Here is a 13,173-nt window from a genome sequence, read left to right as displayed (position 1 = left end):
GATGAAACCTGAAATTACCGACACGGTTACCGCACAGGATCTGGATGAGGTCAGACTGGGTCTGACCGCCTTCAACCGTAAGTTTATTAATGTGGATGAGATTCGCTCGATTGGCGTCTTTATCCGTGATGACCAGGGCAAAAAGCTGGCGGGTCTGACCGGGTCAACGGCCGGAAACTGGCTGCGGATTGATATGCTGTGGGTCAGTGAGGCGCTGCGCGGGCAGGGGGCGGGCAGCGCGCTGATTCAGGCCGCCGAGCAGGAGGCGCGGGATCGCGGCTGCCGCTTTGCCCAGGTGGATACCGCCAGTTTTCAGGCGCGACCGTTTTATGAAAAGCTTGGCTATACGCTGCGTTTCAGCCTGGATAACTATCCACGCCACCACCAGCGCCACTATCTGACGAAAACGCTGTAATCAGAACAGCGGCTGCTGACGCAGATCGAGCGGATGCTGCTCAGCTTCATCGATCGCCGCCAGCCAGCTCTGCAGGGTGACCTTTTTCCACGAGAGATGTCCGCGCGTGGTGCTCATCAGCACCACGTCGGGACGCAGCGAACGGTACAATTCCAGCGTCTGACTCAGCTCTGCGGGATTACTGTCCGGCACCAGCACGGTAATCCAGTTATCGTGCGACCGCGTCACCGTATCCCCGACAAACAGATAGGTCAGCCCCAGCGGCGACGTATAGAGGTAACTGCTGCTGCCCGGCGTGTGCCCCGGCGTCGGCAGCAGATGAAAATCCCCGAAGTGCTTTTCCTGCTGCGAAAAGGTGTCATCAGGCTCCGCGAAGCGGCTGATGGGGCCCAGTGACCGGCTATGGCAGTAAAGTGCGCTGCTGAAGCGCTGCTGGATCACCGCCGCCCCCGGCGCAGACTCGTGCCAGTGGGTCAGATAGTGGCGGATCACGCCACCGCTATCGGCCAGCACTTCATGATCGAGCGGATTTTCTACGCGGCCAATCAGCAGATTGCCGCGAGGGTGACGCAGCATAAAGCCATGCATCATCAGGTCATTAACGGCATCTTCCACCGGAAATTCCGGGGTTGAGATCCACAAATCGTCATACAACGGCTTCAATGTCGATCTCCTGAAACGTTCTTTATTCCCGCAGAACGGGATGCCCGCTTGCCTGTAAACTGGCCTGGCCCTGACGGACCGCTAATCGTGCGCTGGCCCCCAGGGGCAGGGTCACGGTGTCAGCCGCGTGACCAAAATCCAGACCGCTGATCACCGGCAGGCCGGTGGTTTCACGCACCCGCTGCCAGACGGTGCTGAAGTCAAACCCGTTGTCATACTCTGTCAGTGCAGTGCTGGTAAAGCTGCCTGTGACCAGCGCCCGCTGGCGCGCCAGAATGCCGCTCTGCTGCAGCTGAATCAGCATACGTTCTATGCGGAACGGATGTTCATTCACATCCTCAATAACCAGAATGCCGTTTTCGATCTGTGGCATCCACGGCGTGCCAGTCAGCGAGCAGAGCATCGCCAGATTACCGCCCCACAGCGTCCCCTGCCACTCACCCTCATCAGGCGTTTCGCTCTGCCATGCCACGTCTACTGTAGGTGATGTCAGAGCCTGCCAGAAGTGATGCAGGGTAAATTCAGATAAGGTCGCGGCACCGAAGTTGCCGGCCAGCATCGGACCGCTGAAGGTGATTAAGCCGACCTGCGCCAGCAGCGCCAGCTGAATGGCGGTGAAATCACTGTGCCCGCACAGCGCCAGCGGCTGATTCAGCAGGCGACGCTGCAGGCCGACATAGTCGATCGATTCCAGTAACCGGCTGGCACCATAACCGCCACGCACCGCCAGCACCACATCGGGCAGCGTGCTGAGTGTGGCAAGCTGGTTAATATCCGCCAGCCGTTCGGCGTCTGTCCCGGCGAAGCGCTGAAAACGCCGGGTAATGATCTGCTCATTCTCTACCCGATGGCCCGCCTCGCGCAGTCGCGCAATGCCGCACAGCGCCGCAGGCTGATTGTGACAGTAACCGGAGGGGGAGATAAGACGAACTGAACGTGAAATCATCATACTTTCCTGCTGTTAGCGCCCTTGACCTGAGGCGATGATGACGAAATACACCCCTGAAGTCACGACACGGGCCGCTTTTTCGTGCATTTAGGATAAACGGTAATTTTGCTCTCAGGCGGTCTGGGTATGATAGCATTCGCCACTACCGCTATGAGACGAAAAATTGCTGAAAATCCGACACCTTATACTCTCAGCGTTACTCCTGACCGGCTGTGCCAGCGAGCCACCGCACCACGCAGTGAAACAGCGTAATACGCCACTCACTCAGGCACCGCCTTCCAGCGTTAACAGCGCATGGTCAATGTTTACCGAAGATGCCGCCAGTCATTATGGCGTTGATGAGAAGCTTATCAGCGCCATTATCAGTGTCGAGTCGGGGGGAAATCCTGGCGTGGTGAGCCGTTCGAATGCGGTGGGCCTGATGCAGATCAAAGCCTCGACCGCCGGGCGTGAAGTTTACCGGACGCAGGGTCGCCGCGGTCAGCCATCGAATGCCGAACTGCGCGATCCGGCTAAAAATATTGATATCGGCACCGCCTATATCCGCATCCTGCAGGATTCCGCTCTGTCAGGGATTCGCGATCCGCTGACGCTGCGTTATGCCACCATCGTCTCCTATGCCAACGGTGCCGGTGCGCTGCTGCGAACCTTCTCCCGCGACCGCGATCGTGCCATTGCGATGATCAATGCTATGTCGCCGGATGAGTTTTACCAGCATGTTCAGAACAAACATCCGGCGGCGCAGGCTCCGCGCTATCTGTGGAAGGTTACCACCGCCTATCGCACGATCTGACCGGAAAGCGCCCCGGCATCGCAGCGGGCGCACTCCCTACGGCGCGAGCAGCAGCCGCGCCGTCGGATAATCAACGATCAGCACCTTGATGTAGCCGCCCAGCAGCGCCGCACGAATCGCCGGCGCTTTCTCACGTCCGCCAGCCAGTCCCACGACCTGCGGACACTGCTTAACCTGCGCCAGCTCCATGCCGATCACCGGATCTTCTTCCGGCTGCAGCACCGGCTGCCCGCAGGCATCGAAGTAGTGCAGGCAGATATCCCCCACGGCACCGCGTGCCGCCAGGGTCTGCAGCATTTCACCATCGTAGTAGTTGCCCGAATTGCGCAACAGGGCTGACGGCTCAAGGTCGCCAATACCGACAATCGCCAGATCGACCTGCTCAAACTGCTCCAGTACCTCCGCCACTTCCGCGTTGGCTGACAGCCGCTGGCGATCGCTGACCGAATGTTCGATTGACTGAGACGGCAGCAGCCAGGCGGGGCAGTTCAGCAGCGCCGCCAGATTCTGCGTCAGAATGGTGGCCTGCACATTGCCGTTAGCGCCAACCCCGCCCAGCAGCTGGATAACCCCTTTGCAGGCGATGTTGAGCGGATGCAGCGCATCGACCATCGCCCGTATGGTGCCGCTCCAGGAGGAGATGCCAATCAGTTCATCGTTGCGCAGGCGGGTTTCGAGATAGTGCGCTGCCGCCGATCCAATTGCCTGTTTGATCTGCAGCGGAGAAGCCTGGTCCGGCACATCAACCACAATCGCCTGGGGCAGGTGGTAGGTCTGCTCAATCGCTTTTTCCAGCTCAGGATAGACATTGGCCGGCGGCACAACGCTGATTTTGACCACGCCCTCTTTTACGCTGCGATTAAGGATGCGTGAGACAAAGGACTGCGACAGGGACAGCGACTGCGCGATCTCCGACTGCTTCAGCCCTTCGATATAGTAAAGGGTGGCGATCTTCACCATCAGTCGCTGTTCATCCTGTTTGGCCATCGGTTTTCCCTCTCAGAGTCTGCCCGGTATTGTTAACCATGATCATCAAAATCACAACGCAGGCGAATTTGTGATCGTTTTCGCTTTTTGACGATCGCCTGTTGGACGATGCCTCAGCAGAGGCGCATAGTCATTATGCATATAAAATCGTCATTGAATATATATTCATTGAAATTCGTGAGCAGGCACTTTTGTCCCCACGGTGCCGGTTGTCAGGCTAAAGGGGCATGGGGAGATGGAGATAGCCGTCAGGTGATGAACCGAACTGACACGCTGTTTAACGACGCATTTATACAGGATGACAGGTGGCCGATTCCGGACCGGATACGTTAACGGTTAATTTTTTACCCATCGTGAATATATATTCACGGTCGATTTAAAATTCAGAGGCAGAACATGAACCCTTTCAATCTTTCAGTCGATGAGCTTGAACGCCGGGCGCGGGCGATACGCCGCCGCATTATCCAGCTTAACGCGGGCAGTCCGGCAGGCGGGCACACCGGTGCTGACCTGTCACAGGTCGAGATTCTGACCGCGCTCTACTTCCGTATTCTGAACTGCGCACCGGATCGCACAGAGGATAACGATCGCGACATCTACATTCAGTCCAAAGGGCATGCGGTAGGGGGCTACTACTGCGTACTGGCGGAAGCGGGCTATTTCCCGACCGAGTGGCTTACCACCTATCAGCACGCTGACTCTCCTCTGCCGGGCCACCCGGTGCGCCAGAAGACACCGGGCGTGGAGCTGAACACCGGTGCGCTGGGGCACGGCCTGCCGGTGGCGGTAGGCATCGCCCTCGCGGCGAAAAAAGATCGCAGCTCCCGCCGCATCTTTGTCGTGACCGGTGACGGCGAACTGGCGGAAGGGAGCAACTGGGAGGCCGCTCTGGTGGCGGCGCACTATGGGCTCGACAATCTGATCATCATCAATGACAAGAACAAACTGCAACTGGCGGGCGCCACCCGGGACATCATGAACACGGACCCGCTGCCGGAAAAATGGCGCGCTTTCGGGCTGGAGGTCAGTGAATGTAACGGCAATGCGATGGCGGCGGTCGTCAGCACCCTTGAAAACCTGCCGCAGAACGGCAAGCCGCAGGTGGTTGTGGCGCATACCGAGAAAGGTTTCGGCGTCTCCTTTATTCAGAGCAAGGCGGAGTGGCATCACCGGGTGCCGAAAGGCGAAGAGATCGCGCTGGCGCTGGAGGAACTGAAAGATGAGTAATGCACAACACCTGGCAAACGTCATGGTTACGGCTTTTATCGACGCGGTGAATCGCGGCGTCGATCTGGTACCGGTGGTCGCGGACTCCACCTCCACCGCCAAAATCGCGCCTTTTATCAAGGCCTTTCCCGACCGGCTGATTAACGTCGGCATCGCGGAGCAGACGCTGGTGGGAACGGCAGCAGGCCTGGCGCTGGGCGGCAAAATCGCCGTGACCTGCAACGCCGCGCCGTTTCTGGTTTCACGCGCCAATGAGCAGGTAAAAGTCGACGTCTGCTACAACAACACCAACGTCAAACTGTTCGGGCTGAATGCCGGTGCCAGTTATGGCCCGTTAGCCAGCACCCATCACAGCATTGACGATATCGCCGTAATGCGCGGCTTTGGCAACATCGAGATCTACGCACCGTCCTGTCCGCTGGAGTGTCGTCAGATTATTGATTACGCCCTGGAGCACGTCGGCCCGGTCTATATCCGCCTTGATGGCAAAGATCTGCCGCAGCTGCATGATGACACCTACCGCTTCAGACCGGGTGCGATCGACCTGTTGCGCGAAGGCCGCGATATCGCCCTGGTGGCGATGGGATCCACAGTTCATGAGGTGGTTCACGCCGCTGCGCAACTGGCTGAGCAGGGTATTTCAGCGGGCGTGATCGCGGTTCCATCGATTCGACCCTGTGATACCCAACAGCTGCGCAACCTGTTAAATCACTATCCGGCGGTCGTGACCGTGGAGGAGCATAACGTCAATGGCGGTGTCGGCAGCCTGGTCGCGGAAGTGCTGGCAGAAGGCGGCTGCAGCATTCCGCTGGTCCGGCTCGGTATTGCTGATGGGGAGTATGCGATTGCCGGCGATCGGGCCGCCACGCGTGCCCGTCATGGCATTGATGCCAGCAGCGTGGTGAAGAGTGCAGCGCGCATCTGCGCAGGAGTGTGAACATGGCGGGACCTCTGATTCTGGCAATCGATGAAGGCACGACCAATGCCAAGGCGATAGCGGTTGATCGTGCCGGGCGGGTGGTGGCGCGTGGCAGCCAGAGTTTAGCCCTGCACCATCCCCAGCCGGGGCTGGCTGAGCAGGACCCGATGGCAATCTGGCAGGCGGTGAGGGAGGCGATCACCCGGTGTCTGGCGGCATGCGGGGGCGCGCCTGTCGCCGCCGTCGCGATCAGTAATCAGCGGGAGTCGGTGCTGATCTGGCAGCGGCGCGACGGGCAGCCACTGACGCCGCTGGTAAGCTGGCAGGATCGCCGTTCTGAGTCGTTCTGTCGCGATCTGCACCAGGCAGGCAAAGCCCCCCGGATCAGCGGCCTGACCGGGCTGGCCGTCGATCCGATGTTTCCGGCAGCGAAGCTGACCGGGATGCTGGTTGCTATTCCCGATGGCGCGGCACGGGCCGCAGCCGGTGAGCTCTGCATCGGCACGGTTGATTGCTGGCTCAGCTGGCAGCTCAGCGCGGGCGAATGCTTTGTGACCGATCATGCTAATGCCGCCCGTACGCAGCTCTACAGCCTGCACCTGAACGACTGGGACGACGAGCTGCTGACGCTGTTTCAGTTGCCGCGAGCCGCGCTGCCGCGCATCATCGCCTCCGCCAGTGAGCAGGGCGTGGTGGCGGTGAACACCATTCCCGGCTTAGCGCCGGGCACCCCCATTCTGGCGCGCATCGGCGATTCGCATGCCGCCCTGCAGGCGCAGCGACGCGGAGAGGCTGAAGTCGTAAAAGCCACCTACGGCACCGGCTCCTCCCTGATGATGTCCATGGCGACGCCGTTACTGACCGAAAATGGCCTCAGCACTACCGTGGCCTGGCACGACGGTACGCTGCGTTATGCCTTTGAAGGCAATATTACCCACACCGGCTCAGGCGCGGCCTGGCTGGGTAAGCTGCTCGGCGTGCAGGACCCACGTGAACTGACCGCACTGGCGCAGGGCTGCGATGACAATCAGGGCATCTACTTCGTCCCGGCGCTCTCAGGACTGGGCGCGCCCTGGTGGGATTTACAGGCGCGCGGCATGGTGTGCGGATTGACGGATGCCGCCACCCCCGCGGTGCTGGCGCGGGTGGCGCTGGAGTCGATCGTCTGGCAAATCGCCGATGTCTTTTTTGCGATGGAGCAGGCGAGCGGTCAGCAGCTTCCGGCGCTGTGTGTGGATGGCAGCGCCACGGAAAACAGCTGGCTGATGCAGCTACAGGCCGATGTGTTACAGCGCCCGCTCTACCGGGTGCCCACCGCCGAAGTCTCCGCCCTGGGCGCAGCGTTGCTGGCCGGCAAAGTACTGGGATGGTGGCAGCAGGGCAGTGATATGCAGGCGCTGCAGGGGGGCAGCGTTATCCTGCCCCGTGACGCGCGCGCGCACGCTATGCAGGAAAACTACAAAGGCTGGCTCGACGCTGTTGCCCGCTGCCGTTTTCAGCCGCGTTAAGCGCGATCCGGCGCAGCGGCGTGACGGATTGCCTGGCCTGAAACCCCCTGAGGCCAGGCAACACTTCAGCGCGCCATTTGACGTACCTCGCCCTTATCATTCTCCACGGCAACCAGATCCACCGGCGGCAGATTGCCGCCGCTGAACTCGACCTGACGGATCGGGAAGGCGAAGCGAATATTGCGCGCTTCCATGGCCGCCATCAGCTGCAGGTTAATCTCCTGCTGAATATCCATATATTTGTTGTAATCCGCATCCAGCACGTAATAGACCACTTCAAACGTCAGCTTCGAATCCTCAAACGCCAGGAAGTGGGCGCGGTCAAAACGCGTGGTCTCCACACCCTCGATGATCGCCTTAACCAGCGGGCTGATCTCACGAACCTGCTCCGACGGGGTGGCGTAGCTGATGCCAAACTTAAAGACGATGCGGCGCTGCTGCATACGCTTGTAGTTGTGAATGGTCTGCTGCAACAGAATGGTGTTTGAGCAGACGATTTGCTCTCCGCTCAGGCTGCGCAGCCGGGTCGTTTTCAGGCCGATATGCTCGATGGAACCGGCAATGTCGCCAAAGACAATAAAATCGCCATGCTCAAAAGGCTTATCAAAACCAATCGCCAGTGACGCAAACACATCGCTCAGCACGGTCTGAATGGCCAGTGCAATGGCGATACCGCCGACCCCGAGGCTGGCGACCAGTGCGGTAATATTGATACCCATGTTCGACAGAATAGCGAGGAACATCATGATCCAGACCACGACCCGCAGCAGAATCCCGAGGATCACCGTAGTCACCGGATTACGCACGTGCAGCGGATCGCGCATCAGGCTCTTCAGCCACAGCCGGATGCCGCTGTCGATCCACAGGGCGAGTTGCACAATCAGCGCCAGGAACCAGCCGTGGGCGATGGTGGCGCTCCATGAGGCGGGCAGATCGACAAATTTCAGGGCGATCAGCAGCGAAAAGATCAGCAGCAGGGTCTGGCTGGTGCTTCGCAGGATCTCCACCAGGATCGCAGTGACCCGAACGTGACGATGTTCGCTGTAAAGGGCAATCCGGTTGGAGATAAAGCGAATCAGGGTGCGCAACACCCAGTAGATCACCAGGGTGGCGACCACCACGATGGCGCTGTTGAGCCAGAACGTCTGGTTAAAAAAGAGGGAGTGAAAATGACGTGATGAGAGCCAGTTTTCCATTGGGGAAGGTCTCCTTGCTGGGTTCCGGTTTAAAAGAAATCAAGCAGGAAGCATAGCCTGGATGCGGCCCCCTGGGGGCACGCATCCGGAAAGCGGTTACTGGAATCGGGTCGATTTATCGCGCGCCAGTCGCTCAAGGGAGAAGATAATCTGCTGAAGCTGTCGCTCCTGCGTTGGGTTCAGCGTGGCAAACCGGAAGCTGAGACGGGGCGTCACGCGGGTTTCATTTTTATGCGTCACGACAGTGCGTTCGCCGATGTGCAGCAGCTTAACCGGCACCTCGAAATGACCATACTCACCCAGCTCCACGCGAAACTGATTGAAACTGTCGCCATTCTGCAATCCTTCCGGCAGCGCCTCGTCCACCAGCACACCGATCCCGCCCAGCGACAGATCCTGCAGGCGCAGACGCGTTTTCCGGCCATCCGGCCACACGGTATGGCACCAGAACTCCGGCGCCAGCGGGGCAGTGACCCGGAAAAATTCCCGTCGCTGAATCTGCCACACCAGCTCGGGCAGCGGCGCGCTGAAGGCGGGCAGGCCGTCAAAATCGACCTTCTCCAGCGAGGCGAGACTGAACTCAACCTTTGCGCCGTAGGTTTCCGCCGTGATGCTGAGATCGTCGCTGGTCAGGGCGTAGTCGTTATCCAGATTATTACTGCCGAGGTCAAACAGCAGGCGGTCTGCGTCGGCAGCCAGCATCCGGCTGATAAACTGCCCGCGCGGGAAACGTACCAGTAATGGTGTCTGCAGTCGCAGCAGATCTTTCATTACGCCCAGAACCGCCAGCGTGCCACGTTTTAAATATTGTTCCTGGTCGGCTTCTTTCACATCCTGCTCCACAAGGGGTTTTATTATTTTTACGTTCTGACTACCTCATTACGGTTATCGGCGCAGCGGAAAAAAGCTTTAGACAGGGTACGCCGAAAAAATCGTGAGGGCAGGCAGGCACTTTCCGAAAAGCTCGCTATACTTAGCGCAGTAAACCGCTTGATTAATCAGGCGTTCACGATGTAATCAAAAAAGGAAGGAGCAACAGATGGGTATTATTTCCTGGATCGTCTTTGGCTTGATCGCGGGTATTCTGGCGAAGTGGATTATGCCGGGTAAAGACGGTGGCGGTTTCATTCTGACGGTGGTGCTGGGTATTATCGGTGCTGTGGTCGGGGGCTGGATCAGTACGCTGTTTGGCTTCGGCCGCGTCGATGGGTTTAACTTCGGAAGCTTTGTGGTCGCAGTGATCGGTGCCATCGTGGTGCTGTTTATCTACCGCAAGGTACGCAGTTGACCGTAACGGTTTAAACAAAAAAGGGGACGAAGCGATTCGTCCCCTTTTTTATGACTCAGATTGGATCGCTTTTTAGCGCCCTTGTCCGTCATGCTGTGAGCCTCTTTTGCTGCGAACAGACTATCGTAGCGTGATCCCACCATGCATTTTCATTAACGCTGACTGCCTCCACCGTGAAATGCGCACTCTCGACTTCACGCCGTAAATCAGGGAGCGGCTTCAGGGTCCGCCAGGGCTTGCCGGCTTTCCATAAATGGTGGCTGCAGGGATCATAGGCCGCAATGTCGGCTGAATGACGAGGTGTGCCGCACATTGAACCGATCACAAAGCGTCCCTCCGGGCTGAGCAGCCTTCTTACCTCGGCAAAGAAGCGCTGCCGATCGTCGTCGATCAGGCAGTGTAAGCAGCTGCCGTCAATAATGAGCTCAAACGTTGCCGCCTGACAGCGATCGATATGACAGACATTGCCGACAAGAAATGTCGCGGTGAGTCCGGCTTGCTGAAAACGCTTTTCGGCCCACTCTATCGCGGTCTCTGACCAGTCTACTCCCCAGACTGAATATCCCTGCTCAGCGAGAGACTGTGCGGCCATGGCGCCATTACCGCATCCCATCTCCAGTACCGGCGCGCCAGGCTCCGGTAAATAGTGGTGAGTGCGGAGCCACTGGAAGATTTCTTCCTGCTGTTTTTTGGCTCTGAGATAACCTTCTCCTGCCCAGGCCACCGCGCCGTTTGCCAGAAGCTGCCTGTAATGTTGTTCATAGGGGTTCATGTCAGAGACTCCTTTTCAACGCCGGACCCTCTGTTTATACGTCAGGGTCGCCTGTGTGTCATCGCACCATTTCGGCCATAGCCCTGTCTGTGAGCGAAGCGGCAGAAAAAAGGCCGGGCGGATTTCAGGAACGTTCGGGAGGGAAAGGTCTGCAGGCAGAGAAAGATAATTCTGAGCGGATGGGAAGAGGCTGAAAAAGGCGGGTTATCAGAGGAGAAAACCCTCCGGGCTGGCCGGAGGGTTGCATCACGAAGGCTTTTATCAGAAGTCGTAACCGACGGTCGCCATCACGCTGCGTTCAGCGCCACGGTAGCAGTAGCCGGTGCCGTAACAGGCGGCCACATAGGTGCGATCGGTCAGGTTATTCGCGTTAACCTGCACCCAGGCCCCTTTCAGGCTGTTATTCCAGACGCCGAGATCGGCGCGAACGGAGGCATCAAACAGCGTGACCGACGGCAGACGAGTAGTGTTCTCGTTGTCCGCCCACTGCTTGCCGATGTAGCGCACGCCTGCGCCGGCACTCAGACCATAATCAAACTGATAGTGGCCCCAGAGAGACGCCATGCTGTTTGGCGCCACGTAAGGCGTGTGCCCATCATTACCATCTACCGAATCCTTGTAGCGCAGATGATTCAGGGTATAGCTCGCCACCGTGCTCAGGCGTGAGGTGAGCTGATTACGCGCCTCCAGCTCAATACCCTGGGAATGGACTTTGCCCGATGGCGTATAGGTCGCCGTCAGCACGTCGCGGTTCGCCACATCTTTCTGCGTCAGATCATAAATCGCAGCGGTATAAAGATCGCGTGTGCCAATCGGCTGATATTTCACCCCGGCCTCATACTGTTCTGACGTGGTCGGTTTCAGCAGATTATTGTTGCGGTCGGTGAGGGCGGTTGGCGTAATCGCCTGGCTCCAGCTGACATAGGGTGAGATGCCGTTATCGAAGGCATAGAGCAGGGCGGCACGTCCGCTGATGTGATCATCCTGACGGCGATCGCTGCCGCTGTTATTGGCGACGATGCGATCGTACCGGCCAGAGAGATCCAGATGCCAGCGATCCAGCTTCATCTCATCCTGCAGATAGAGGCCGGTCTGGTAGTAACGACGGGTTTTATCCGCCCAGGTATAGGCTGGCATGTCACCGACCTGCTCGCCGGTCAGGGCATTCAGCTGTGAAGCCGAGCCGCCTGCCGCGGAGATCTCATTTTTGTAGCGGTGATATTCAGCACCCAGCGTCACGCGATGCTCCAGTTCACCGGTGGCAAACTCCGCCTGTAAACGGTTATCGGTAGCCCATGCCGCCAGCGAAGAGCGCTCACCTGAATAGTAGCGGTTCAGCAGATCGGGATTATTTTTGTCCCAGCCAATCTGATAGACCTGATCGAGATCGACATTTGAGTGGCTGTAGCTGCCGGTTGAGGAGAAGGACCAGACGTCATTAAAACGATGGGCGAAATCGAAGCTGTAGATCTGCTCGCGGCGTTTGAACTGGTCGAGGTCGCTGTTGCCCTCATAAAATCCCTTACTCAGCTTATAGCCGTTGTGTTCGGTGATGCTGCCGTCACCCGGGACGGAGCCGTGATAGCCGCCAGAGGGATCTTTCTGCAGATAGGCTTTCAGGATCAGATGGGTATCTTCATCCGGCTGCCACATCAGCTGCGGCATCAGCGCATATTTCTCTTCGCGGGTGTGATCGTACTGGGTATCGCTGTTGCGGGTTACGCCGGTCAGACGGTACGCCCACTGGTCGTTGATGGCGTTGGTGTAGTCGAACATCGTGCCGGTGGTGGCATTGCTTCCCGCCTGCAGCTGAATGTGACCCTCTTCCGCGAACTGAGGACGCTTAGTGACCAGGTTTACCAGCCCGCCAGGCACCGTCTGGCCGTAAAGGGCCGAAGAGGGGCCTTTGATCACGTCGACACGCTCAAGGAAGGCGTTATCCACCTGCAGAATGTTGAAACTGCCGCCGTCGCTCATCAGCCGCATGCCGTCGAGGAAGGTGTTATCGACATCGCCGCCGTGGAAGCCGCGCAGCGCGATGGTGTCGTAACGGGTGGCGGCACCGCCAAAGTTAGTAAAGACACCGGAGCTGTAGCCCAGCGCCTGATTCAGCGTCAGTGCCCCCTGGTCCTGGATCTGCTGACGGGTCACAACCGAAATTGACTGCGGCGTGGTCACCAGCGGCCGATCGCTTTTGGTTGCGCCCTGGCTGGTAGTCGCCAGATAGCCCTGGGTGGGAGAGGTCGCATCTTCCTGCGGCTGCGCAGTCACGACCATATCGGCAGCGTAACTCAGGGCAGGCGCGGCCAGCACCAGAGTGCAGAGGGGAACATAACCTTTCAGCGGCAATGACAGTTTCATCGAAATTCCTTTCTTAACAAAGGTTCAGGCAGGTGTAGTCAGTTTGTTGATACATAATCTCATTATCATAATGAGAATTATTACCTTTTGTAAAA

At 58.4% G+C, this 13,173-nt stretch carries 13 protein-coding genes; 6 read left to right on the top strand and 7 right to left on the bottom strand.

From position 1 onward, the window contains the following. Position 1: 1 nt before the first annotated feature. A complete protein-coding gene (locus S7A_RS11670; protein WP_009090793.1) occupies positions 2-415 on the top strand; it encodes an N-acetyltransferase in 414 nt (137 codons plus the stop codon). Here S7A_RS11670 and S7A_RS11665 read toward each other — a convergent pair whose 3' ends face one another. Both S7A_RS11665 and ldcA read right to left on the bottom strand, forming a co-directional pair. Beyond that, positions 416-1,078, bottom strand: a complete 663-nt coding sequence (locus tag S7A_RS11665; protein WP_033736326.1) for an MBL fold metallo-hydrolase — start codon at positions 1,076-1,078, stop codon at positions 416-418. 22 nt (positions 1,079-1,100) lie between these two features. Further along, positions 1,101-2,024, bottom strand: coding sequence for a muramoyltetrapeptide carboxypeptidase (gene ldcA / locus S7A_RS11660; protein WP_009090791.1), 924 nt, complete (start codon positions 2,022-2,024; stop codon positions 1,101-1,103). Positions 2,025-2,190: 166 nt separating this feature from the next. Between ldcA and emtA the strand changes: the two genes are divergently transcribed. Further along, on the top strand, positions 2,191-2,820 hold the full coding sequence (gene emtA, locus S7A_RS11655) for a membrane-bound lytic murein transglycosylase EmtA (RefSeq protein WP_072215488.1): 630 nt from the start codon (positions 2,191-2,193) through the stop codon (positions 2,818-2,820). 36 nt (positions 2,821-2,856) lie between these two features. Here emtA and S7A_RS11650 read toward each other — a convergent pair whose 3' ends face one another. Next, positions 2,857-3,807, bottom strand: coding sequence for a sugar-binding transcriptional regulator (locus tag S7A_RS11650; RefSeq protein WP_009090789.1), 951 nt, complete (start codon positions 3,805-3,807; stop codon positions 2,857-2,859). Positions 3,808-4,203: 396 nt separating this feature from the next. On the opposite strand from S7A_RS11650, the gene S7A_RS11645 reads away from it, so the two are divergent. Genes S7A_RS11645 through S7A_RS11635 form a run of 3 tightly spaced genes read left to right on the top strand, consistent with a single transcriptional unit; the run spans position 4,204 to position 7,461 of the window. After that, a complete protein-coding gene (locus S7A_RS11645; protein ID WP_009090788.1) occupies positions 4,204-5,034 on the top strand; it encodes a transketolase in 831 nt (276 codons plus the stop codon). Next, positions 5,027-5,971: a transketolase family protein gene (locus S7A_RS11640; RefSeq protein ID WP_009090787.1), complete on the top strand. Its 945-nt coding sequence runs from the start codon at positions 5,027-5,029 to the stop codon at positions 5,969-5,971. Before S7A_RS11645 ends, S7A_RS11640 begins: the two co-directional genes overlap by 8 nt. A 2-nt stretch (positions 5,972-5,973) precedes the next feature. Continuing rightward, positions 5,974-7,461, top strand: coding sequence for an FGGY family carbohydrate kinase (locus S7A_RS11635; RefSeq protein ID WP_009090786.1), 1,488 nt, complete (start codon positions 5,974-5,976; stop codon positions 7,459-7,461). Between the two features lie 65 nt (positions 7,462-7,526). Here the strand turns inward: S7A_RS11635 and S7A_RS11630 are convergent, their stop codons facing one another. Both S7A_RS11630 and S7A_RS11625 read right to left on the bottom strand, forming a co-directional pair. Next, the gene (locus tag S7A_RS11630; protein ID WP_009090785.1) at positions 7,527-8,657 is read right to left on the bottom strand and encodes a mechanosensitive ion channel family protein; all 1,131 of its coding nucleotides are present in this window, start codon (positions 8,655-8,657) and stop codon (positions 7,527-7,529) included. Positions 8,658-8,753: 96 nt separating this feature from the next. Then, positions 8,754-9,488: a flagellar brake protein gene (locus S7A_RS11625; protein ID WP_033736567.1), complete on the bottom strand. Its 735-nt coding sequence runs from the start codon at positions 9,486-9,488 to the stop codon at positions 8,754-8,756. Positions 9,489-9,696: 208 nt separating this feature from the next. Between S7A_RS11625 and S7A_RS11620 the strand changes: the two genes are divergently transcribed. Continuing rightward, positions 9,697-9,945, top strand: coding sequence for a GlsB/YeaQ/YmgE family stress response membrane protein (locus tag S7A_RS11620; RefSeq protein WP_009090782.1), 249 nt, complete (start codon positions 9,697-9,699; stop codon positions 9,943-9,945). An 88-nt stretch (positions 9,946-10,033) separates the two neighbouring features. Here the strand turns inward: S7A_RS11620 and S7A_RS11615 are convergent, their stop codons facing one another. Beyond that, positions 10,034-10,717 carry a class I SAM-dependent methyltransferase gene (locus tag S7A_RS11615; protein WP_009090780.1) on the bottom strand — a complete coding sequence of 228 codons (684 nt, stop codon included), beginning with the start codon at positions 10,715-10,717 and terminating at the stop codon, positions 10,034-10,036. Between the two features lie 261 nt (positions 10,718-10,978). Further along, positions 10,979-13,078 (bottom strand): TonB-dependent siderophore receptor, encoded by a 2,100-nt coding sequence (locus S7A_RS11610; protein ID WP_009090778.1) that lies wholly within the window; start codon positions 13,076-13,078, stop codon positions 10,979-10,981. Positions 13,079-13,173 lie beyond the last annotated feature (95 nt).

This window comes from Pantoea sp. Sc1, from assembly GCF_000255315.1.
GTDB classification, from domain to species: domain Bacteria; phylum Pseudomonadota; class Gammaproteobacteria; order Enterobacterales; family Enterobacteriaceae; genus Pantoea; species Pantoea anthophila.
Note: the sequence above shows the minus strand (reverse complement) of the source record. Positions and strands in the feature narration are given on the sequence as shown.

Bases quoted from the DNA above. Each gene is read 5' to 3' on its own strand.
- S7A_RS11635 (WP_009090786.1), top strand. From the start codon at position 5,974: ATGGCGGGACCTCTGATTCTGGCAATCGATGAAGGCACGACCAATGCC.
- S7A_RS11650 (WP_009090789.1), bottom strand. From the start codon at position 3,807: ATGGCCAAACAGGATGAACAGCGACTGATGGTGAAGATCGCCACCCTT.
- ldcA (WP_009090791.1), bottom strand. From the start codon at position 2,024: ATGATTTCACGTTCAGTTCGTCTTATCTCCCCCTCCGGTTACTGTCAC.
- S7A_RS11670 (WP_009090793.1), top strand. From the start codon at position 2: ATGAAACCTGAAATTACCGACACGGTTACCGCACAGGATCTGGATGAG.
- S7A_RS11615 (WP_009090780.1), bottom strand. From the start codon at position 10,717: ATGAACCCCTATGAACAACATTACAGGCAGCTTCTGGCAAACGGCGCG.
- S7A_RS11620 (WP_009090782.1), top strand. From the start codon at position 9,697: ATGGGTATTATTTCCTGGATCGTCTTTGGCTTGATCGCGGGTATTCTG.
- S7A_RS11630 (WP_009090785.1), bottom strand. From the start codon at position 8,657: ATGGAAAACTGGCTCTCATCACGTCATTTTCACTCCCTCTTTTTTAAC.
- S7A_RS11610 (WP_009090778.1), bottom strand. From the start codon at position 13,078: ATGAAACTGTCATTGCCGCTGAAAGGTTATGTTCCCCTCTGCACTCTG.
- S7A_RS11645 (WP_009090788.1), top strand. From the start codon at position 4,204: ATGAACCCTTTCAATCTTTCAGTCGATGAGCTTGAACGCCGGGCGCGG.
- S7A_RS11640 (WP_009090787.1), top strand. From the start codon at position 5,027: ATGAGTAATGCACAACACCTGGCAAACGTCATGGTTACGGCTTTTATC.